The following is a 21,315-nucleotide window of genomic DNA, read 5'->3' as shown; positions in this document are numbered from 1 at the left end:
GGTATGCCGTCAGCGCGGCAGCTTTGCGATCGCCTGGCTGAGTTCGTGGATTTCGTAAGGCTTGCGCAGGATCGGAAAGTCGCCGCGCACATTCAGCGCCGCATCGCTGTAGCCGCTGGTCAGCAAGATCGGCAACCCGGGTTTTGTGGCTTTCAGGTGGCGCGCCAAGCCGAGGCCGTCCATCTTGCCGGGCATCACGATGTCGGAGAAGACGAGGTCGATGCCGTCGTGCTCGATTTCGCGCAGCGCCGCTTCGGCATTCGAAACCCTGCGCACGGTGTATCCGAGCTGCTCGAGCAGGCTGGTGCTGACGGCGGCGACATCGGGATTGTCCTCCACCAGCAGCACGAGGCCGCTACCGCCGCCCGCGACGGCACTGACGTCCTCGGCTTTCGGGGCGCCGTGCTTTCGCGGCAGCAGCATCGTCATCGCGGTGCCCCTGCCGAGTTCGCTTGCCACCTTGATCGTGCCGCCGGCCTGGTGCGCGAAGCCATGGACCTGTGACAGCCCCAGGCCGGTGCCTTTGCCGATCGGCTTGGTGGTGAAGAAGGGATCGAAGATCTTGCCGAGCACGTCGGGCGCGATGCCGCTGCCGGTGTCCGCCACCGTGAGCGCGACATATTCGTTCGCATCACCTCCTTCGGCGCCGGACGGCTCGTTGCGCGCGGAGATGGTGATGACGCCGCCACCGGGCATCGCGTCCCGCGCGTTGATCACGAGATTGACCACCGCCGTCTCGAATTCGTTGATGTCGACCATGACGGGCCAGACGCCGGGCTTGGTATCGAACTCAAGTGTCACCGCGCTGCCGACGGCGGCATCGAGCACTTCGCGCCCCCCGTCGATCCGTTCGGCGACGTCGACCGCCTGCGGGTTGACGCTCTGCCGCCGGGCAAACGTCAGCAACTGGCTGGTCAGTGAAGCGCCACGCTTTGCCGCCGCCTCGATGGCCGCCAGCGCGCGCTGGGATCTGGCGTCATCGCCGACCGCTTTCTTCAGCGTATGCAGGCTGCCGCTGATGATCATCAGGAGATTGTTGAAGTCGTGGGCGACGCCGCCGGTGAGCTGGCCGAGCGCGTCGAGCTTCTGCGATTCCGCGATCTGCTTCTGCATCTGTTCCAGTTTGAGCTGGGCTTCGCGGCGCTCGGTGATGTCGCGGGTTATCTTGGCGAAGCCGACGAGCCTGCCGTCCTCATGGATCGGATCGATGATGACGCTGGCCCAGAAGAACGTGCCGTCCTTGCGGACGCGCCAGCCTTCCTCCTCGTAGCGGCCCTGTTCCCGGGCGATGCGGAGGGCACGGAGAGGCTTGCCGTTGGCTCGGTCGACGTCCGTATAGAAGCGGGAGAAATGCTGGCCGATGATTCCGGCGGGGGAGTAGCCCTTGATCCGCCGGCCGCCGCTACTCCAACTCGTGATCATACCGGTCGGATCCAGCATGTACAGCGCGTAGTCTGCCACACCTTCAACCAGAAGTCGGAGGCTGCGTTCGCTTTCGAATAGATCCCTTTGCTGCTGTTGATCTTTATCCGACATCCGACCTGCCCATTTAACTGGCGCAAACGTGTGTCCTGCCGATTGGTTCCACTATTGTTGGCAGTTTTGACGAAATAGCAGGTTACCGCACAGCGGCCACCCTTTTGAACGTCGCCGCCAGGGTCCGCAGCGCCATGCGCTTGGCGGGGTCGCCGACCCTGGAGTGCAGCATCACCTTCGATGACGGCAGCGCCGGCAGGCCCTTGGCCGGTCCGATCTCGACAAGCCCCGGAGGCGCGATCCGGCGGGCCAGCGGGGCTACCGCCAGGCCGGCCAGCGCCGCTGCGGCCACCGCCGTGACGCCGCCACCGATAAAACTTTCGCTCCACGCGATGCCGGCCTTGTCGAGGGCACGGATCGCCAGCGCGCGCACCCCGCAGGGCGGGGCCAGCGTCGCTAAGGGCAGGGTTTCGCCGCGACGCCAGGCCAGGCGCGGCGTGGCGAACCAGCCGAAATTGTCTTCCGTCAGTCTCTCGCCGCCGCGTCGGCCGCCCTCCTGCCGTACCACCACGGCATCGAACTCGCCGGCATCGTAGGCATCCAGCATCTGCCGCGAAAAGCCGATCGTCACGGAAAGCGCCAGTTGCGACGACATCGCGTGCAGCTGTTCGAGCAGCGGCACCAGTTCGGGTCCTGCGGCGTGATCGCTGATGCCGAGCGACAATTGCTGGCGCGCGGGCCGGTCGCCCGACAGCGCACGGTCGTGCGCCTCCATCAGCGCGCGGGCGTGGGGCAGGAACGCCGTGCCGTCGGCGGTCAGCGCCACGGCGCGCGGCGAGCGTTCGACCAGCCGCTTGCCGGTCACGCTCTCCAGCCGCTGCAGCTTCATGCTGACCGCGGCCTGCGTGGTGCCGAGCGCCTCGGCGGCGCGGGTGAAGCCTTGCAGTTCGGCGACGCGCAGGAACGCCTGCACTGTATCGATATCCAGGAGGTTCATGGCACCATCAACAACGGTTATCACAGTAATATATATAGATAAGATACCAAAATGATGGATGCGGGTCTAGATGATGGGGAGCGCGACGCCAGCGCGGCCCGAACAGGAGAAAGACCATGCCGCTGATCACTGTTACCTATTCCACCGTCCGCAAGACGCCGTCGCTGAAGGCCGAGATTGCCTCCGCCGTCAGCGATCTCACCGCGCGCATCCTGCGCAAGGATCCCAGGGTCACCGCCGTGATCGTGAAGGCGGTCGACGCCGCCGACTGGTTCGCCGGCGGAAAATCGCTCGCCGAGCAGAGCCTCGCCAGCTTCTGGCTCGACGTTCACGTCAGCGAGGGCACCAACACCAAGGACGAGAAGGCGGCCTATCTCGCCGCGCTCTTCCAGCGCATGGCCGAACTGCTCGGCCCGCTGCACGAGGAAAGCTACGCGCATGTCGACGAGGTGAGGGGCGACGCCTACGGCTTCGGCGGCCTCACCCAGGAGCGCCGCTACATCGCTGGACAGCTCGAGGTCGCGCCGCGGAAAGCGGCGGCGTGAACCTCATTGGGAAGCACGTCTCACGCCCTGAGCACGCCCCACAGCGCCGCGGAAGCGGCAATGAACGAGAGGGCAATCACGGTGGCGCGCCAAAGCAGCTGTTGGCGCGCCATCCGGCGATCCTGGAACGCCAGCCAATCCCTGACAAAACCGGCCGGAACATCCTGCACGACGTTGCGCCGGGTGGGATGTCGGATTTCGTGATCGATCAGCATGGCCCGGACGTTCGCCACGCCCAGATGCTCCAGTTCGCTATTCCAGTGCAGGGCGTTTGCGTTGTTGCTCCAGCGGTTCTCGAAGGGAAGCCTGTGCGACGTCATCGCGACCTCCTCTGTACGCCACACCTGCCGCTGGATATGTGGCCGGGCTCGCCGAAGCGGAAGCCCCGGTGGCAGCGCGGCGGCTATCTCAGGCCGTCGCCTGCGGCAGGCACGCGCTGGTCGCGCCGAACACTTCCTCAAATGCGCGCCGGAGCGCGACGTCGACGTCCTCCATCGTCACGGGAAGGCCGAGGTCGACCAGCGACGTGACGCCGTAACGCGGGTCGGCGACGCCGCAGGGCACGATCGCGGAAAAATGCGACAGGTCCGGCTCGACATTAATGGCGATGCCGTGGAACGACACCCAGCGCCGCAGCCGCACGCCGATCGCCGCGATCTTGTCCTCGTGACCTATGCCCTTGTCGGGGCGCCTGACCCAGACCCCGACGCGGTCCTCGCGCCGCTCGCCGCGGATGTTGAAGGCGACGAGCGTGCGGATGATCCATTCCTCGAGGCCTGCCACATAGGCGCGCACATCGGGCCGCCGCCGCTTCAGGTCGAGCATGACATACGCCACGCGCTGGCCGGGGCCGTGATAGGTGAGCTGGCCGCCGCGGCCGCTCGTGAACAGCGGAAAGCGCGGGTCGAGCAGGTCGGTCTCTTTGCCGCTGGTGCCTGACGTGTAGAGCGGGGGGTGCTCGACCAGCCAGACCAGTTCCGCCGCGCGCCCTTCGGCGATCGCGGCGGCGCGGGCTTCCATCTCGGCGATGGCCTCGGGGTAGGGCACGGAATCGGCCGAAATCCGCCATTCGACCTCCCGGCCATCCGGGGCGCGCGCAAATGTCGTCAAATCAAGGCTTTGGCGGTCATTAACCATTGGCTAACCATAACGTGGTCAGTTGGAACCATACCAATCTAGTCCCCCTGCGGCGGTACAGAAGTGGCGACCCTCGATAAAGTCAGCGTCAATCTCATGGTGGTGCTCGGCACCACGACAATGCCCATCCACCAGGTGATGCGGCTTTCCCGCGGCGCCATCATCGAACTGGACGCCACCGAGGCGGATGAGGTCAAGATCCTCGCCAACAACCTGCCGGTGGCCTCCGGCGTCGTCCTGGTGGACCGCAACCGGATCGCGGTCGAAGTCAAGCAGATGCTGCCGAAATCCCCCGATGTCAGGTAGTTATTCGATCGCAAAACTGCCTTGTCCCTCCATCCCTGATTTGTTACATCGGCGCCGTTGATCCGGCGGGCCGCATCGCTCCAGCCGGCATCCCAAGCGCTCGTGGCGGAATTGGTAGACGCGCTGCCTTGAGGTGGCAGTGAGTAAAATCGTGGGGGTTCGAGTCCCTCCGAGCGCACCAAACAGGCATAAGTGGCTGATACGAAAAGAAATTCGCAATTTCTCACATTGTTACTTTCAGTGAGCGTTAGCTTTCTATTCCGTGTAACCTTCCTGCTTGATTTCTCGCGTCTTCGTTCAATGCCGTGCTCTCGCGGCCATCGCATCCTTATTCAACCCAACCTCCAGAGAAAACCACCATCTGCCCTGGAGAGGGTGGTGGCGTAGCACAGCGTAGAAATCGGCGGGTTAGCACCTCATCGTGAGCGCTGGCAGTTGCCCAAGCGTCGCTTTTAGGTTGCACAGATCGGGCCGGGGGCAGAGGAGCCAAGGGGAAGCTAGCAGCAAAAAATCTGTATCCTTCAGCTGTCGGAGCCCGAAGCCCAATGATCTTGACCTTCACCGATTAGCGTATCGGCGCGTTCGTTTCATTTGCCGTTGATGCGAAAGAACGCACGCCGGGAGATTTTCTTAGAACGTCCCGGGATAGGCTCCTCCATCGATCAATATATTCTGGCCGGTGATATAGCCGGCCTGCGCTGAGCATAGGAATGCGCAGGTCGCGCCGAATTCATCCGGACGCCCGAACCGTTTGGCCGGATTGGACGTTCTGACGTCCTCGGTGACGGCGCCGACCTCCCGCGATGAATTTCTCGCCAGCGCTGCGAGATTGGATTTCAGTCGGTCGGTGTCGAATGTACCGGGCAGCAGGTTGTTAACAGTCACATTGTGCTCGGCGACCGACCGGGCCAATCCCGCCACAAAGCCGGTCAAGCCCGTACGCGCCCCATTGGACAACGCCAGCATCGCGACCGGCGCTTTCACCGCATGCGAGGTCACATTGACGATGCGGCCGAACCTGCGCGCGATCATTCCGTCCAGCGTCGCCTTGATCAGAGCAATCGGTGCCAGCATGTTGCCGTCGAGCGCCTTGATCCAGTCCTCGCGCTCGAACTTGCGAAAATCTCCCGGCGGCGGCCCGCCGGCGTTGTTGACCAGGATGTCAGGAGCCGGGCAGGCCGCGAGGATAGCGCCGCGGCCCTCCCTGGTGGTCACGTCTGCAATGACGGTCCTGGGACGATGACCAGTCGCCGATGCGATCTCGGCGGCGGCCGCCGCCAGCACGTCGCCTCGGCGGGCGGCGATGACAAGGTCAACGCCCTCATGGGCGAGCGCCATCGCGCTGGCTTTACCGAGACCCTGACTAGCTGCGCAGACGATCGCCGTGCGCCCCTTCAACCCCAGATCCATGTGGTTTTGCTTTCAGGTGTTCGGCAAGGTCATGCCGGCGGGCTTTGAACCCCACATGCAAAAACTGGTTGGCTCGAAGCCGAATTGTCGCGGCCGGTGCGTGGCTTCGTCCTCGATCTCGTCGACGCCGACCGAGTATTCGAAGATCATGCCGTCGGGGCCCTTGAAATAGAGGAAGCGCGCGCCCGAGGTCGGATGCCGCCCGGGGCCGAACACGATCGGCACGCGCCGCTCGTTGAGGAAGTAATAGGAGCGCAGCACGTCGTCGCTGGTCTCGACCTGGTGGTTGATGTGCTGGATGCCTGCCTTGGGGGCGCGCACCAGCGCGATCGTGTGATGGATCGCATTGACGCGCATCAGCGGAATATCGCCGATGCGGTCGCTGACGCGGGCGTTGCACACTTGCGTCCAGAACCGCTCGTCGCGCGCCGGATCGGTCGAGTTGAGGCCGATATGGCTGAAGCCGGTGATCCCGGCATCGCGGCTGGCAAAATAACGCCGGCCGCTGCGCTCCGGCCGCACCACCAGCTCGATGTGGTTGCCGGTCGGGTCGCGAAAGCCGATGAACGCTCTCACCTTGCGCCGCTCGGCTTCCTGCGCGGTTCCTGCGTGAACGGCATGCCCGAGTTGTTCCAGCGTCGAGGCCGCCTCCTGCAGGCTGGCCTCGTCCTCGACCTCGAAGCCGACGGTCTGATCGTTTGGATCGCCTTCCGAGTAGCACAGCGTGTGCGCGCGTTCGTCGGAGCGAAGGTAGAGGTCCTTCCTGCCGCGTTCGGCGATCTGCAGCCCGAGGCAGCTGGTGGCAAAATTCTCCGCCGATTCGAGATCGGGCGAACCGAGACGAACGTAGCTGACATCCTTGAGCTGGATCATGTTGTTCTCCTGTTCATCGGCCCGGTGCGCCCAATTCCGGCACGTCCTTGCTTTCGCTGCCCCACTCGCAGAGCGAGGAGGCGGCAAGCGGGAATTGCCGTGCCGATCGCTTGCCGGCGATCTCGGCCATGCCGTTCACGTAGGAAAAGATCAGGCCGTCCGGCCCCTCGACGTGGAGGAACATCTGGCGCGAGGCGGCCTCGCGACCGGGACCTTGAACGATCCTGATCTGGCTTTCCTGCATGAAGTAGCTGTTCTGCATGATCTGATCGAGCGCCTCGACCTCGAATGCCGCATAGAGCAGGCCATTGCGTTGCGATGGATAAAGGGCAATGCGGTGATGCAATCCGTCGATCCGCAAATAGGCGATGTCGCCGACCCAGTCGCTGACCTCGGCGCCGAGCGCGCGCCAGAATGCGAGATCGCGGGCATGGTCGGTGGTGCGAAGGCCCACGCCATGGAACGCGACGATGCCGGCATCGCGCGGCGCAAAATAGCGACGTCCGCTCCTGCTGGGACGGACCACAAGATCGAGACGGTTGCCCGATCCGTCTTCCGTCAGCAATGCCGACTGCACGTAACGGCGCTTGCACTCGCCGGCCGATGCCTCCTTCACCGCAAAACCGAGCTCACGCAACCGCCGGCCGATTTCGGCCAGCGCTGTATCATCCCAGACCTCGATTCCGACGCTGGCGGCATCGGCGGACTCCAGGCCAAGGCTCACCGTGCGGAAGCGGTCGTCGGAACGAAAGGCGATCTCGCCATCCTGATCGGCGACGCGCTGCAGGCCGAAAATATCGGATACGAAACGGGCGGTCGCGCTCGGCTCGCTGACGGCGAGGCGCACGTAGCAGACCGATGTGATCAGGGGGGCGGCGTGGCCGTTGTTCATCGCGCCCGCGCCTTCGGATGCTGGGATTCCAGAAAAATCTTGATCATCCGCCGCCAGACCGCGAACAGCTCATCAAACCATTTGGGATCGTTGTCCCAGAGCGTGCGCAGCGCCATGCCGCGGACAAGACTGAGCGTCAGGGCCACGATGTCGGCCGACAGGGACGGCGGCACGCCGCTTGCGGCCAGAGCTTCGGTCCAGGCGGTCTCCACCGGCCGGCGTGCCTTGCGGGAGATATCCAGTATCTGCTTGCGGACGGCCTGATCGGTCGACGTCGATAGCACGATGTCGATCGCCACCATGAAATGCTCGCTGAAGAAGAACTCGCGCGCGTCCTCGATCACGGCTTCGATCAGGTCGCGCGGCCGGTTTACCGCCGCGGCGCGGCGCCGGCTCTGCACCTGTGCCTGCTCGAACACATATTCGAGGGTGGCGACGACAAGCGAATCCTTGGTCGGAAAATGATGTAGCTGCGCGCCGCGGGACAGGCCGGCTTCGGCGGCGACGTCGGCGGTCCGGAAGCGGGCGTAGCCGCGCCGGCGAATGAGCTCCGAGGCCGCCTTGAGGATTCGAGTTCGGGTTGCCTCGGTGCGTTCGGCCTGGGTTCGCCGCCGCGCCGTCACGAGTGTACGGCGGGCGGACTTCAGCGGAGCATGGTCAGGACGGCTCGCCATTTCTAGACCTCGATCTGAACTTTCCCGTCAACGATCGTGACGGGATACGTCTTCAATGCAATTTCGCAGGGCATGCCGGTCGGCTCGCCGGTGGTCACGTCGAACGTACCGAAGTGAAAGGTGCACTCCACGGTCTTGCCGGTAATGATGCCTTCCTCCGCCAGTGACGCCTCGCCGTGGGTGCACATATCTGCGGTGGCGTAGATCGTCCCGTCCACCCGATATAAGGCAACATTGGTTCCATCGGGCAGGGGGGCCTGCTTGATCTCACCTTCGACCACGTCATCGGCCGCGCAGAGGACGACTGTTTCACCCATTCGTCAAACCTAGAGCATGGTGCTGCCGCCGTTGACGCTGATGACCTGACCGGTCACGAACGAAGCTTCGGCGGAAGCGAGATAGGAAACCATTGAAGCGACTTCCTCCATTTCGGCCGGACGGCCCATGGGGATGACGCTGACGAACTTGGCGGCGAGTGCGGGATCGCTCTTGGTGATCGCCACCATCTGCGGTGTGTTCACCGCGCAGGGGGCCACGGTGTTCACGGTGATGCCGTCCCTGGCGAACTCCCGCGCCAGACCCGTCGTGAGGCCATGCATACCGCCCTTGGCGGCATTGTAGGCGGCGTGGTCCCAAAGCCCGTTGCGGACGGAGTCCGCGCCGAGATTGACGATGCGGCCGTAGCCTTGCTTTTGCATTACGGGCACCGCGTACCAGGAGCACCACAGCACGGTCCAGAGGTTGCGGTCGATCGTGGTCTTCAATGTTTCCGGCGTTTGTTCGACGAAAGCCTTGATGATGCCGCCGCCGGCATTGTTGACGAGGATATCGAGGCGACCGAAGCGTTCGCGCGCGAGATTGATGGTCTTCTCGGCCGTGCCTTGATCGGAGAGGTCACCGGCATGGAAGGCTGCTTCAGCGCCGAACTCCTTGCTGAGCCGGGCGGAGGCCTTTTTCAATCCGGCTTCGTCGAGATCGGCAAGGACGAGCCTGGCGCCGTCCCGGGCAAGCCGCTCGGCGATCGCAAGGCCAATGCCCTTGGCCGCGCCCGTGACGACGGCAATGTTATCTTTCAATTTCTGGTCCATTGCTGCCATTTCTTCAGAGGATGATGCTCACGCGGCCCTGCGTGCGGAGTCCTTCGCTATCGAGCAGGCATCGCTTTTCCCGGATACGAATGGACCCGTTGTCGACCACCAGCCGGTAACGGTTGCTGCCAAAATAGGTGTCGGTGATGCCATCCTTGGTGCGGTAGGTGATGAAGGACGAGCCGACCTCGATCTCGTCGTCCTTGCGATTCCTGATCCGGACGTTGCTGACGAGATGCCGGGTGCGGGAGTGCGGAAATTCGGCATGCGCGGTACGCTTCATCAGCCGCTTGACGCGCTCGCTGAGCCGAAACCGGTCGTCGGCCACATAGAACAGGTTCTTGTCCGGCGAGGCATCCGGCGCGACGTCGGTCGAGGGCACATAGTAGATTGCGTCCTCGGTGAACAGTTCCAGCCATTCTGGCAGGCGCCATTCGTCGAGCAGATCAGCCTCGGTAAACAGGAAGTCCTCAATCTCGGTTCGGGATATGTCTTGCATGGCCGGCTCCTGCTTCAAACCGCTGCCTGGAACACGTGCTTGTTCCAGTTCGACCAGAACGCGCGCATTTGCAGTTCGTCGTCATAGGCCGGCGTTTCCTTGCCCATGCCCTTGGAGATGTCGTTCCATTGCGCCTCGGCGGAATTGCGGAAGCCGCGCTGGCACTGCTCGAGGGCTTCGACGTCGTCTGGCGTCGCGAAGCCGCCCGGGCCCAGGAATTCCAGGAAATTGTAGAGGCGGTATTTGCGGGCCCAATCGGTCTCCTCGTTCGGGGCCAGCGCCCACGCGCTGATGTTCATGAAATCAGGGGCCAGCGGATAGTAGGTCCGTATCGTCACCGCCATGATGTCGTTGACAACGAGATTGGGGAAAACGAACAGGTTGCGGTTATAGAGCGCGATGCGGTTTGCGCGCTCCTCGCCATGCCGCTGCACCAGTCCCTGGTACAGCCGGCCGATCTCGCGCTTGCCGTCTTCGCCCCACATCGGGATCCACTGAGCAACCGGCCGGCCCCAAGGGGCCTTGTATTCGAGCACGGCGTGCCCGTTGCCGAGGTCGCGCGCGGCGCCTTCCAGCGGCACAGGGGCGAGGCCGCCATTGGTGGCCTTCAGGTAATCGAAGTAGGTCGCATGCGTGGTCAGCGCGTGATAGCCGTCGATCGAGTTTTCGGTCAAAAGTTTCCAGTTGGCGCGCATCGAATATTCCTGCGTGCCGCCGACCACGGTCATTCCGGTTTCAGCCTGATCGGCAATAACGTCGAGATATTCCTTAACCGGTCCGAGATAGCTGTCGAGGCTTTCGGCGTTCCGGTCGAAGCAGATGAAGTTGAAATCACGATAGCCGTCGAAGCGCGCGACTTGCTGCATGTTGGACGTGCTGCGCTCCTTGAAATCGGGCGCATAGGAGGCTTCGCCTGGCTGGCTGCGCAGCGCCCCGTCGAGGCCGAACACCCAGCCATGATAGAAGCACTGGAAGGACTTGGCGTTGCCATGCTTTTCGCGGCAGACCTGTGCGCCGCGGTGAGGGCAGGTGTTGAGCATGGCGCGCAGCGTGCCCTTGGCGTCGCGCGCGAACAGGATGCTGCGGCCGCCGACCTGGCGGGTGACGAAGTCGCCGGGCTTGGGCAGTTCCGAGCTGTGGCCGAGATAGAGCCAGCACTTGTCGAAGATCCGCGCGCGCTCGGCTTCCAGAATGTCGGGATCGACAAAGGTCTGGCGCGAGACCTTGAATATCTGCTTCTGCTCGTCGACCATGAGCGCGGTATTCATCCGTTGGAACGCGTTCATTGCTGTCTCTCCCTGGAAGGTTCTTTGTTAGTCATTTCAACGCGGCCCGCAAATCGTAGGCGGGAGATTCGAGGTCAGCGCGCGACGGCCTGGCGTTCGCCGCGATCACGCGTCGCAGCATCGCCATCTCCTTGGCGACATTGACCGATAGTGCGCCGACTACGTCCGAGCCGCGCATGGCAATGACCGAGAATTTTCCCGATCGTTCGTCGCCGCGAACGATGTGATCGCTGTCCAGCATGTCGCCGGCGACCTGGATGTTCAGATCGTATTGGTCGGTCCAGAACCAGGGTGGATCGTTGTACGCCTTGGTCTCGCCGATCATGTTCGTGGCGACCGAGATCGCCTGATTCTGGGCATTTGCCCAAGTCTCGACGCGGATCGCGCGGCCGTGGCAGCGGCTCCATTGCAGGGCGGCGTCGCCGGCGCAGAACACGTCGGACGCTTCGGTGCGGCCGCAGGCGTCGACGGCAATCCCGCCCTGTGACGGCAGTCCCAGTCGTTCGGCCACGGTCGGCACCGGCTCGACGCCAATGCCGACCAGCACCAGATCCGCCTCGATCGTTTCGCCGTTGCTGAGTTGGACGCCAGCAAGCGTCGCCCCGGTCACAGTCGCGCCGAAGACGAACGCAACGCCATGGCTGCGATGCTTTGCGGCAACGAGGTCGCTGACGAGGGGAGGGAATGCCCGGGCCAGTAATCTCGTTTCGTTCTCGATGACCGTGACGCGACATCCGTTCCTGGCAGCCGCGCAGGCCGCTTCCAATCCGATGACGCCGCCGCCGACGATGACGATGCGGGACCGGTGCTGAACGGACCTGCGAAAGCGCAAAGCGTCTTCGACGTTGCGAAGGTACTGGATTTCGATGCCCGAGCCTTCCAGCGCGGCGAGCTTGCGCGGCCGCGTTCCGGTCGCGATCAGCAGGCGATCGAAGATGAAGCAACGGCCATCCGCCGTCGTCACCGTGCGGCGGTCGGCGTCGCCATCGATGACCGCCGCACCGGTTTCGAGCCGCACGTTCAGGACGTCGCTCCAATCGCGGGCCTGCTTGATGTAGGTCACCGACGCGTCCGGGCTGTGCAGCATTGCCTTGGATAGTTGTGGCCGCTCATAGGGCGGGTGAGCTTCTTCGCCGAGGACGGTGATGGCGCCTTGAAAGCCGCGGGCGCGCAACGCCTCCGCCGCCCGGCCGCCAGCCTGGCCCGCTCCCGCAATCACAATGTTTTCGATTGGCGCCGCCAATTTCTGCTTTCGCTCCCGGACGCGGCCTTGATCGCCGCGCTTTTTTTCAGATCGGTTGGGCTAGATCCGCCAACCCATGCCGCGTCCATTCTTCGATTGCATCCATATTAAAAACAGTCCAACCTGCTTGTAAAGTAAGATCGCGAAATCCGCCCGGAGAATGTTGGCGGGGACTAGCGCGGTACAAAACAGTTCCGAGGAAACGCGTGGCCGAGGCCATTGATACCCATACCCATTTCGTTCCGCGCAGCATTCCGTCGGAGCCCGGACGCAACCCGCTTTGGCCTTCGATCGAACGCAAGGGCGATGGCGGCGCAGCGGTCATGGTCGGCGGTAAGGTGTTCCGCGTCATCGATTCCAGAAGCTGGGACGCCGGCCGCCGCATCGATGACATGGCGGATGATGATGTCGACGTGCAGGTGGTCTCGCCAATGCCGGAACTGCTGTCACACTGGTTTCCGGCTGCGGATGCCGACATGCTGTGTCGATGCATCAATGAGGGCATTGCGGAGTTGTGCAATGCCAATCCCGGGAAATTCGTCGGCATCGGCATGGTGCCGATGCAGGATGCTCCGCTCGCGATCAAGCGACTGGATCAACTTAAATCGCTCGGTCTTCGCGGCTTCGAAATCGGTAGCCACATCAACGGCACTCCGCTCGGCCATGCACGGCTGCACGATGTCTATGCCGCGGCCGAGGAGGCGGCGCTGACGGTGATGATCCATCCGCTGCATCCGCTCGGTCTCGATCGGATGGGTGGCCGACCGGAGTTGGCGGCGGTCGCGGCCTTTCCGCTCGAGACGGCTTTTGCCGCGGTGTCGCTGATGACCAATGGCGTGACCGAGCGCTTTCCGAAGTTGCGGATATTGCTGAGCCATGGCGGTGGCGCGCTGCCCTGGATCCTGCCGCGGCTGCGGCATGCCCGGACCATCGGGCCGCCCCTGGATGGCCTGTTCCCGCGTGATCCCGGCGAGATGGTGAAGTCATTCTATTACGACACCATCCTCTATGACGATGTCGCCCTGGACTACCTGGTGACCAAGGTTGGCAACGATCGCATTGTCGCAGGGTCGGATTATCCGTTCACGATCAAGCAGGATCGTCCGGTGGAGTTTGCCGAGCGAGCGCTGGGCATCGCGCGCGAGACGTTTGCAAGCAATGCGAAGCGATTGTTGGGTCTCAATGCCAAGGCACCGGCGTGAGGCCGCACTGAAACAGGGAGGTCGTTCTGGCTACTTGCTATTCCTACCGTCAGTTCTGTTCGCTCGGACTCCTTCCGCCGCGCACGCCGGCGAGGCCGGACCCGCAGGTGCCGCGCGACCGCGCATTGGGACCGTGCGCGCATGGCACCATCGGCGCCTTCTATTTCTATGCGGAGGGTTCGCGCGACGATCCCGCGTTCGGCTTTTGCGACATCGAGGTTTCGGTTCAGCATGTGGTTGATGGCAAGGTGCGGCTTGAGCTTTATTGCATCGCCGACGGCTATCAGAGCGCACGCGGAGTTGGCGCCAGGTATCCGCTCAAGATCGCGGTGATGGCCAGGGATCGGGTGCTCGCGGTGGCGGAATGGCATTTCGCCGACGTCATCTGCGGCCATGCCGATCCCATGAATTTTGTAGTCGACGTTGATATCGCTGGAGAATCGTTCGCGCAGATCGACAGGATCGAACTGCAGGAAACCCAAGGCGAGTCCAGGGCGTGCGACTAGCGGGACAGGCAGGCCCTGGTGCAGCGTCAATGAGCTGGCGGGGGACTGCGACAAAAGAAACAGGCTGACTTGCTTGTAAGGCAAAAAATAGTTTGCTAGTGTACCAATTAAATTTGAGATCCGCCAAGCGGGCAGAGCACAGGGAGAAAACATGATCCGGAAATTTGGCCTGGCGACCGTGGTCGCCGCGGTGGCTTTCGGCGCGGCCGGCGGTCTTTCGGCTGCCGAGAAGAAATACGGGCCTGGTGTAACCGATACCGAGATCAAGCTTGGGCAAACGGTACCCTATAGCGGTCCGGCATCGGCGTTCTCCAGCTATGGCCGCGTGATGACCGGCTACGTCAAGATGGTCAACGAGGCCGGCGGCATCAATGGCCGAAAGATCAACCTGATCTCGCTCGACAACGCCTTCAGTCCGCCAAAGGCGATCGAACAGACGCGAAAGCTGGTCGAGGATGACGGCGTGCTGGCCGACGTCGGCACCGTCGGCACGACGCCCAACGTCGCGATCCAGAAATACCTGAACGGCGCCAAGGTGCCGCACATCTTTATTTCGGCCGGTGGCCGGCGGTTCGCCGACCCGCAGAGCTTCCCCTGGAGCGTACCGATGTATCCGGGCTTCGAGATGGAAGGGAAAACGTTCGGGCAATACATCCGCAAGCACAAGCCGGCCGCCAAGGTCGCCGTGCTCTATCAAAATGACGACTACGGCAAGGATTTCCTGGTCGGCCTGAAGGCTACGCTCGGCGACAAGACCAAGATCGTGGCCGAGGTGGCTTACGAGATCACCGAACCAACCATCGACTCTCAGATCGTGCGGCTGAAGGATTCCGGCGCTGATACCCTGCTGTACTTCTCGACGCCGAAGTTCACGGCGCAGGGGTTGCGCAAGGTGAAGGAGACGGGCTGGACGCCGCTGCAGTTCCTCGCGAGCCCGACCAACTCGGTCAAGACCGTGCTGGAGCCGGCCGGCTTCGAAAACGCGCAGGGCATCATCACGACGCAGTTCACCAAACAGGCCGGTGATCCGGCCTGGGCCAGTGATCCCGAAGTGACGGAATATGTGGAGTTCATGAAGAAGTGGGTGCCGAGCGACAATCCCGGCGATTTCGTCGCCTTGTCCGGCTACATCAACGTGCAGGGTATCGTCCAGGCGATCACGAAGTGCGGAGACGATCTGACGCGGGAAAACCTCCTGAAGCAGGCCACCAACATGAAGGGCACGCGCTTCAAGATGATGCTGCCGGGGGTTCAGCTCAACACCACGCCGCAGGACTACGCGCCCTATGAATCGCTGCGGATGGCGAAGTTCGAGGGATCGTCATGGAAGCTGATCGAGGAACCCAGCACGTCGGCATCGGCGAAGTAGGGAACCTGCGGAAGTCTTTATTTGAAGGCGTTCAGGTAAATCGAAACCGGCCCGGTCTGACGACCGGGCCGCGTCGTTTGGATGCTTTGCCGGTATTGATGATTTGATGCAGGATGTCAGCGGATCCTGATCAGCCGCTTGCCGGCATTCTCGCCGCGGTACAAGCCGGCGATCGCTCCCGGCGCGTGTTCGATGCCGTCCAGAATGTCCTCGCAATAGCGTAACCGCCCATCGCGAATCCACTGGGCCAGCCGGATGCGGGCCTCTTCGAACCGGGGCGCGTAGTCGAAGATGACGAAACCCTGCATCCGCGCGCGCTTCACCAGCAAGTGACGCTCGGCGCGCGGCCCGCTGGGCCATGGATCCCAGCTCGCAACCGACGCCGTTCCACAGATGACCACGCGGGCGCCGACCGCGAGGTGACGCAGGACCGTGTCGCTGATCGTTCCCCCGGTGTTGTCGAAATAGACGTTGACGCCGTTCGGGCAGGCCGCGCCGAGTGCGGAAGCGAGGTCGTCGCGCTTGTAATCGATCGCAGCGTCGTAGCTGAACAAGTCCCGGCATTGGGCGACCTTGGCCGGTCCACCGGCAATACCGACGGTCCGGCAGCCGGAAATCTTGGCAATCTGCCCAACCGCCGAGCCCACCGCACCGGCCGCCGTCGATACGACTACCGTATCGCCGGGGCGCGGCTGGCCGACATCGAGTAGTCCGAAATAGGCGGTCACGCCGTTAATGCCGGTCACCCCGAGCGACAGTGAAAGCGGAAGGTCGGCCTCTCCAACCTTTCGCGTGACCGCAGCCGGTCCAACCACGGCGAATTCCTGCCAGCCGAACAGGCCCATGACCTTGTCGCCTGGGTTGAAGTCGGGATGGCTCGACTGCAGCACCTCGCCGGCCGCGAACGAGCGCATCACCTCGCCGATCCGCACCGGCTCCGAATAGTTGGCGACGCTGCTCACCCAGCCGCGCATCGCAGGTTCGACCGAGAGATAGATGTTGTGCACCAGGATCTGTCCGTCGCGCAGATCGGGAACGTCGGATTCGACGATCTCGAAATTGTCGGCTTGGGGAATATCGGCCGGGCGGGATTTCAGGATGACCTGGCGATTGCGATTGTTCTTCATATTCCAACGGTTCCCGTGAGACGTGACGACGAGTTCAGTGGTCCGGCTTCGAACGAGCGGTTGGATGCCCAATCCGGCTTGCATTGCCACTCAGGAATAGTACATATGTGTACGATATTCAGCAAGGCCGGGATGTCTGGGTCGATCTGACGGTGGCGCGGTCTAAACAATAACGGGGAGGACGGCAAATTGCGAGCCTATGTTGCGCGGGGCATTCTCGCCGTTCTCTTCGTCCTGACGGCAGCCTTTTCGGTTGCATCCGCCGAGCCCTATCCCTCCCAGCGCATCACGCTGATCGTGCCGTTTCCACCCGGCAGCGCAACCGACAGCGTGACGCGGCATCTGGCTGAAAGCATTCGTGCCGCGACCAACGCTACTGTCGTGGTCGAAAACAAGCCGGGCGCGGACGGCAATCTGGCGGCACTAGCCGTGCTAAAGGCGGAGCCGGACGGCTACACGGCGTTTGTCACCACCAATTCGACCCAGGCGGCAAATGTCAGCCTGTTCAATTTGCTGCCCTATGACCCCAAGGCGGACTTCGCTCCCGTAGCGGGTGTCATGACCATTCCGATGATGCTGACGGTGAAGTCGGATTTTCCGGCCAAAAGCATCGCCGAATTCGTCGCGCTGGCGAAGACGCGCGAAAAGCCCTTGTCCTTTGGAAGCGGCAATACGTCGAGCAGGGGCGCTGCAGAACTGTTCAGGTATCGCCAAGGCGTCGAGATGCAGCATGTGCCGTATCGCGGCATGCCGCAGGTCTTGACGGACATATTGGCCGGGCAGATCGATTGCGCCTTCGCCGATCCGGCGAGCGCGCAAGGCCTGGTGCAGGATGGCAAGCTGCGGGCGCTCGCTGTGACCAGTTCGAAGCGGCTCGAGACGATGCCGGATGTTCCGACCGTCGCGGAGAGCGGGTTGCCCGGTTATGAACTGACCGCCTGGGTCGGTGTGTTCGTGCGGGCCAGGACGCCGCCTGAAATCATTGCGAGACTCAACGCCCTGGTCACGGATTACGTCAACGGCGCCGGAAAATATCTGGCCACGATCGGCGCCACGCCATTTCCTTCGACGCCGCAGGAACTGGCCGCGTTCCAGGAAGCTGACACAAAGCGTTGGGCTGAGATCGTCGAGACCGCGAAAATCGAAAGAAGTAACGCGGCGGTACAGATGACCAGCGTAAAGACGAGTCACGGGAGGAATAATGTCGTAGGCATCGCTAGCGATCGATGCGGTGCCCGGCAAAGAAGGGAGAAAGCAGCTACGCCGCTTTCCTGCTCTTCCGCGGCTTGCTCTTCTTGGCGGTGTCTTCTTCGACCTCGCTCGGCAAGGCGTTGCCATCGGACATCGCCAGCAGATTGTGCTTCATCGCCAGCAAGGCGTCGGACGCTGCCTCCAATGCCTTGCGGTCGATTCCGTTAGTGAGCTGGGCATTGAACTTGTCGGTCTCCTTGCGAAGCTTTTCCAGGAACCCCCGCGCCTGCTTGGTCACGAAGACACGTTTGACGCGGCGGTCGACCGGGTCTGCCTGCCGAAGCACAAAACCGGACGATTCCAGGCGATCGATCAATGCGCCGACGCCGACCTTTCCGACGTCAAGTTCGTTGGCGAGCTGGGTTTGCGGCAGCCCGTCCTTGCGCGAAATGAATGCGAGCACCCACCATTGCGACCGCGTGATGCCAAGCGGGGCAAGGGCGCGATCGAACATCATCCGGCGCAGCCGTGAGACGTCATGAATGAGGTAGCCTAGTCGGAGATCCCAGTCGGGCTGGTCGACCATGTCGTATTTTCCTCGTCAGAAGCCGGGGCGATTCAACTGATATCATACACCAGCGTATTTTCAAAGGAACGCTCGTCGCGGCCTATCTGGCCGCATCTGGCCACCGGCATGAAATCCCCACAAACCGGCTTGAATTGCCTAGATTCTGGCCTATCCAGCGTCTGCAATGCGGCTCCTCGCCGGGATGAGAATGATTTACAAATTAAGTACAGTAGTGTATTAATTTGATTCAATGGCCCCACCGGACCGCTCTGACGGTTCGAATCAGAGGATCTACTTTCATGTTCAGCCCCGATGTCCTCAAGGGAAAGCGTATCCTCGTGACCGGCGGTGGCACTGGGCTCGGCAAGGAGATGTCGGTGGGCTTCGCCGCACATGGCGCCCATGTCTTCGTTTGCGGGCGCCGGCCGGAAATTCTTGAGCAGGCGGCGGGCGAAATTCGCACGCGTTCGGGCGGTCAGGCCGACGCGCTGATCGCCAATGTTCGCGACCCCGACAGCATCGAGAAGATGATGACGGATATCTGGGCCACCGGACCTCTCACGGGACTGGTTAACAATGCGGGCGCCAATTTCCTGGCGCCGACGGAAACCCTGTCGCCGCGAGGTTACGAGGCAATCCGGTCGACTGTCATGGACGGTTCATTCTATGCCGCGCAGGCGTGCGGCAAGCGCTGGATTGCCGCACGTCTTCCCGGCGTGATCATCAGCAATCTCGTCACCTGGGTCTGGACCGGATCGGCCTATGTGGTGCCGGCGGCGATGGCCAAGGCCGCGGTTCATGCGATGACGATGTCGCTGGCGGTCGAGTGGGGACCGAAGGGCATTCGCGTGAACGCGGTGGCACCGGGTCCGTTTCCGACCGAAAACGCCTGGGACAAGCTCAACCCGCTGGCGGAAACCGGGGTTGGTGCGACCCAGGCGGACGAGGTTCCGCTACGCCGCTTCGGCAAGATGGATGAACTGCGCAATCTGATGATCTTCCTGATGTCGGATGGCTGCAGCTACATCACCGGCGATACGATCAGCATCGATGGCGGGCATCACCTGGCCGCGCCGAGCACGTTCGCGGGGCTCTCAAAACTGTCGTCGGAGGATTGGCAGCGAGCGCGGGAGGCCATTCAGGCGTCCACGCGCAAGGAAAAGCAAGGCCGCTCGGCCTGATTTCGCCTTCGTCGTCTTCGAAGGCATCTTCAATAAGGACGCCTGGGAGGGTCGCAAATGGGTCTGGCCATCGCTACCACGAGTTTCGAATGCACGATCGAGAATGGCCTCGCGCATATCGTTCTCAACCAGCCCGATCGCGGCAACCCGATCGATGGCGATTTCTGCCGCGAGTTCGGGCTTTGCATGGCCGAACTGAGCGAGCGTGACGATGTCCGCGCAGTGCTGATTTCAGCGCGCGGAAGATTGTTCAGTGTCGGTGGCGATCTGGCGGCACTTGCGTCCCGCGGCGCCGCGCTCCCAGTGACGATCAAATCGTGGACGGCCGATCTGCATGCCGCCATCGTGCGAATGGTCCGCATGCGGGCGCCGGTCGTTATCGCCGTGCAGGGCAACGTCGCAGGTGGCAGCGTCTCGCTGATGGCCGCGGGCGATCTGGTGGTGATCGGAAAGTCGGCACGCATTTCTTCGGCATTCGCGAAAATCGGCTTCACGCCGGACAGCGGCTCGACGACGACGGTGACACGGCGCATTGGCGTGGCTCGTGCCCGACGGTTCTTTATGATGGCGGAAACGATGGATGCCGAAGCCGCGCTGGCTGCGGGATTGGTCGACTATGTGGTGAACGACGACGCGGTCGTTGCAGAGGCAGAGAAGATCGCGCGCGAACTGGCTTCGGGGCCGACCGAAGCCTATGGCGGGATCAAGCGCCTGTTCCTGGAGACGCTCAACAATTCCATCGAGAGCCAGCTCGAAGACGAGGCGCAAACGCTGGCGGCGATCTCACGAACTGCGGATGCCCAAGAAGGCGTGAAGGCCTTCAGGGAGAAGCGCAAACCGAAATTTGCAGGGAATTAGTGCTATTGGTCCCTGTATGCAGGATCGCGCTTCTCCCGAAATGCTGCGACCGCCTCCTGATGGTCGCTGGTTTCGAGCAGCATCACTTGCTGGCGGTCCTCGATCATGAGCGCGGCGTCGATGCCGGGCGCGTCGATCAAGGCGTTGAGCGTTTGCTTGGTCAGGCGAAGACCCATTGGCGAGTTGCGGGCCATTTCGGCGGCAAAGGCGAGCCCGGTTTCGAGCAATTTGTCATTTGCAACGACGTCGCTGACAAGTCCTAGGGCTTTGGCTCGGTCCGCTCCGAGAAAGCGCCCAGTGAGCAACAGCTCCGACGCGACTGAGAGACCGATTAACCGCGGTAACAAATAGCCGGATCCCATATCACAGCCACCGACGCCAACACGAATGTAAGCGGCGTTCATCCTTGCCGTCGGCGTAGCGAAGCGAACGTCGGAGGCAAGAAGCAAAGAGAATCCAGCACCACAGGCTGCGCCGTGCAACAGCGTAATGATTGGCTGGGGGCAGCTTCGCATCAGGCGGATGATCCGCGAGTAACGTTGCTGCATGGCGAGCTGCCGCTGCGGTCGGCCGTTCCCCGGCGCGATGAATGCGTCCGAACCCAATTCGGCTCCCGCGCAAAACTCCTTCCCATTGCCTCTGAGTATGATAATCCGCGCAGTAAGGCGGTCATGAAGCCCGGCAAAATACTCGATCAATTCGTCGGCCATTTTCGGGTTTACCGCATTGCGTGCGTCAGGCCGGTTCAGCGTGACGATCTCAATGGCGTCACGCTGTTCGATGGCGATCGTCGTGAATTTATCCATGTTCGTTCCCCAGGCATCATTAGCGATCGGGAAATAGAATGTCACGGCGCGTCATCCAGAAACAGGCCGGCCGTTCCAGAT

The 21,315-nt window shown here is 62.6% G+C and carries 23 protein-coding genes, 1 tRNA gene and 1 pseudogene; 9 read left to right on the top strand and 16 right to left on the bottom strand.

All coding sequences use genetic code 11. The features are described 5' to 3' along the window. Positions 1-9: 9 nt before the first annotated feature. Positions 10-1,536, bottom strand: coding sequence for an ATP-binding protein (locus V7E26_RS03040; protein ID WP_324413338.1), 1,527 nt, complete (start codon positions 1,534-1,536; stop codon positions 10-12). 82 nt (positions 1,537-1,618) lie between these two features. After that, positions 1,619-2,473 (bottom strand): LysR family transcriptional regulator, encoded by an 855-nt coding sequence (locus tag V7E26_RS03035; protein ID WP_324413336.1) that lies wholly within the window; start codon positions 2,471-2,473, stop codon positions 1,619-1,621. 116 nt (positions 2,474-2,589) lie between these two features. Between V7E26_RS03035 and V7E26_RS03030 the strand changes: the two genes are divergently transcribed. Further along, entirely contained in the window at positions 2,590-3,018 is a 429-nt protein-coding gene (locus tag V7E26_RS03030) for a tautomerase family protein (RefSeq protein ID WP_324413334.1), read from the top strand. A gap of 20 nt (positions 3,019-3,038) precedes the next feature. On the opposite strand, the gene V7E26_RS03025 is transcribed toward V7E26_RS03030, so the two are convergent. Beyond that, positions 3,039-3,338: a hypothetical protein gene (locus V7E26_RS03025; protein WP_324413332.1), complete on the bottom strand. Its 300-nt coding sequence runs from the start codon at positions 3,336-3,338 to the stop codon at positions 3,039-3,041. 88 nt (positions 3,339-3,426) lie between these two features. Beyond that, the gene (gene lipB / locus V7E26_RS03020; protein ID WP_324413330.1) at positions 3,427-4,155 is read right to left on the bottom strand and encodes a lipoyl(octanoyl) transferase LipB; all 729 of its coding nucleotides are present in this window, start codon (positions 4,153-4,155) and stop codon (positions 3,427-3,429) included. Positions 4,156-4,218: 63 nt separating this feature from the next. Here lipB and V7E26_RS03015 point away from each other — a divergent pair, with 63 nt between their 5' ends. After that, positions 4,219-4,461, top strand: coding sequence for a FliM/FliN family flagellar motor switch protein (locus tag V7E26_RS03015; protein WP_171712315.1), 243 nt, complete (start codon positions 4,219-4,221; stop codon positions 4,459-4,461). Between the two features lie 96 nt (positions 4,462-4,557). Further along, positions 4,558-4,642, top strand: a tRNA-Leu gene (locus tag V7E26_RS03010). Positions 4,643-5,091: 449 nt separating this feature from the next. On the opposite strand, the gene V7E26_RS03005 is transcribed toward V7E26_RS03010, so the two are convergent. Genes V7E26_RS03005 through V7E26_RS02965 form a run of 9 tightly spaced genes read right to left on the bottom strand, consistent with a single transcriptional unit; the run spans position 5,092 to position 12,402 of the window. Beyond that, positions 5,092-5,871 (bottom strand): SDR family oxidoreductase, encoded by a 780-nt coding sequence (locus V7E26_RS03005; protein ID WP_324413328.1) that lies wholly within the window; start codon positions 5,869-5,871, stop codon positions 5,092-5,094. Positions 5,872-5,883: 12 nt separating this feature from the next. Then, complete coding sequence (locus V7E26_RS03000) at positions 5,884-6,744, bottom strand: VOC family protein (RefSeq protein WP_324413326.1); 861 nt, start codon at positions 6,742-6,744, stop codon at positions 5,884-5,886. A gap of 13 nt (positions 6,745-6,757) precedes the next feature. After that, complete coding sequence (locus V7E26_RS02995) at positions 6,758-7,636, bottom strand: VOC family protein (RefSeq protein ID WP_324413324.1); 879 nt, start codon at positions 7,634-7,636, stop codon at positions 6,758-6,760. Next, positions 7,633-8,310, bottom strand: a complete 678-nt coding sequence (locus tag V7E26_RS02990; RefSeq protein WP_324413322.1) for a TetR/AcrR family transcriptional regulator — start codon at positions 8,308-8,310, stop codon at positions 7,633-7,635. The genes V7E26_RS02995 and V7E26_RS02990 overlap by 4 nt, the downstream gene beginning before the upstream one ends. 2 nt (positions 8,311-8,312) lie before the next feature. Then, positions 8,313-8,627, bottom strand: a complete 315-nt coding sequence (locus tag V7E26_RS02985; RefSeq protein WP_324413320.1) for a non-heme iron oxygenase ferredoxin subunit — start codon at positions 8,625-8,627, stop codon at positions 8,313-8,315. Between the two features lie 9 nt (positions 8,628-8,636). After that, entirely contained in the window at positions 8,637-9,398 is a 762-nt protein-coding gene (locus tag V7E26_RS02980; protein ID WP_324413319.1) for an SDR family oxidoreductase, read from the bottom strand. Between the two features lie 13 nt (positions 9,399-9,411). Next, complete coding sequence (locus V7E26_RS02975; RefSeq protein ID WP_324413317.1) at positions 9,412-9,897, bottom strand: aromatic-ring-hydroxylating dioxygenase subunit beta; 486 nt, start codon at positions 9,895-9,897, stop codon at positions 9,412-9,414. A gap of 14 nt (positions 9,898-9,911) precedes the next feature. Then, on the bottom strand, positions 9,912-11,183 hold the full coding sequence (locus V7E26_RS02970) for an aromatic ring-hydroxylating oxygenase subunit alpha (protein WP_324413315.1): 1,272 nt from the start codon (positions 11,181-11,183) through the stop codon (positions 9,912-9,914). A gap of 31 nt (positions 11,184-11,214) precedes the next feature. Next, a complete protein-coding gene (locus tag V7E26_RS02965) occupies positions 11,215-12,402 on the bottom strand; it encodes an NAD(P)/FAD-dependent oxidoreductase (RefSeq protein WP_324413313.1) in 1,188 nt (395 codons plus the stop codon). A 230-nt stretch (positions 12,403-12,632) separates the two neighbouring features. Here V7E26_RS02965 and V7E26_RS02960 point away from each other — a divergent pair, with 230 nt between their 5' ends. The 3 genes from V7E26_RS02960 (at position 12,633) to V7E26_RS02950 (ending at position 15,503) form a co-directional block, all read left to right on the top strand. Beyond that, a complete protein-coding gene (locus V7E26_RS02960) occupies positions 12,633-13,628 on the top strand; it encodes an amidohydrolase family protein (RefSeq protein ID WP_324413311.1) in 996 nt (331 codons plus the stop codon). 107 nt (positions 13,629-13,735) lie between these two features. Further along, positions 13,736-14,134, top strand: coding sequence for a hypothetical protein (locus V7E26_RS02955; protein WP_324413309.1), 399 nt, complete (start codon positions 13,736-13,738; stop codon positions 14,132-14,134). A gap of 151 nt (positions 14,135-14,285) precedes the next feature. Continuing rightward, positions 14,286-15,503 (top strand): ABC transporter substrate-binding protein, encoded by a 1,218-nt coding sequence (locus V7E26_RS02950; RefSeq protein WP_324413308.1) that lies wholly within the window; start codon positions 14,286-14,288, stop codon positions 15,501-15,503. Positions 15,504-15,619: 116 nt separating this feature from the next. On the opposite strand, the gene V7E26_RS02945 is transcribed toward V7E26_RS02950, so the two are convergent. Continuing rightward, positions 15,620-16,630 carry an NADP-dependent oxidoreductase gene (locus tag V7E26_RS02945; protein WP_324413306.1) on the bottom strand — a complete coding sequence of 337 codons (1,011 nt, stop codon included), beginning with the start codon at positions 16,628-16,630 and terminating at the stop codon, positions 15,620-15,622. A 297-nt stretch (positions 16,631-16,927) separates the two neighbouring features. Here V7E26_RS02945 and V7E26_RS02940 point away from each other — a divergent pair. Continuing rightward, positions 16,928-17,752: pseudogene (locus tag V7E26_RS02940) on the top strand (Bug family tripartite tricarboxylate transporter substrate binding protein); the annotation flags it as partial. A 136-nt stretch (positions 17,753-17,888) separates the two neighbouring features. Here the strand turns inward: V7E26_RS02940 and V7E26_RS02935 are convergent. Then, a complete protein-coding gene (locus V7E26_RS02935) occupies positions 17,889-18,407 on the bottom strand; it encodes a MarR family winged helix-turn-helix transcriptional regulator (protein ID WP_324413304.1) in 519 nt (172 codons plus the stop codon). A 281-nt stretch (positions 18,408-18,688) separates the two neighbouring features. On the opposite strand from V7E26_RS02935, the gene V7E26_RS02930 reads away from it, so the two are divergent. Both V7E26_RS02930 and V7E26_RS02925 read left to right on the top strand, forming a co-directional pair. Continuing rightward, positions 18,689-19,570: an SDR family oxidoreductase gene (locus V7E26_RS02930; RefSeq protein ID WP_324413302.1), complete on the top strand. Its 882-nt coding sequence runs from the start codon at positions 18,689-18,691 to the stop codon at positions 19,568-19,570. 57 nt (positions 19,571-19,627) lie between these two features. After that, complete coding sequence (locus tag V7E26_RS02925) at positions 19,628-20,428, top strand: enoyl-CoA hydratase/isomerase family protein (protein WP_324413299.1); 801 nt, start codon at positions 19,628-19,630, stop codon at positions 20,426-20,428. A gap of 2 nt (positions 20,429-20,430) precedes the next feature. Here V7E26_RS02925 and V7E26_RS02920 read toward each other — a convergent pair whose 3' ends face one another. Continuing rightward, entirely contained in the window at positions 20,431-21,279 is an 849-nt protein-coding gene (locus V7E26_RS02920) for an enoyl-CoA hydratase/isomerase family protein (RefSeq protein WP_324413297.1), read from the bottom strand. Positions 21,280-21,315: the final 36 nt, after the last annotated feature.

Origin of the sequence: Bradyrhizobium sp. (assembly GCF_036735945.1) — a bacterium.
In the GTDB taxonomy this organism is placed as follows: domain Bacteria; phylum Pseudomonadota; class Alphaproteobacteria; order Rhizobiales; family Xanthobacteraceae; genus Bradyrhizobium.
This window is presented reverse-complemented; position numbering and strand designations above follow the sequence as displayed.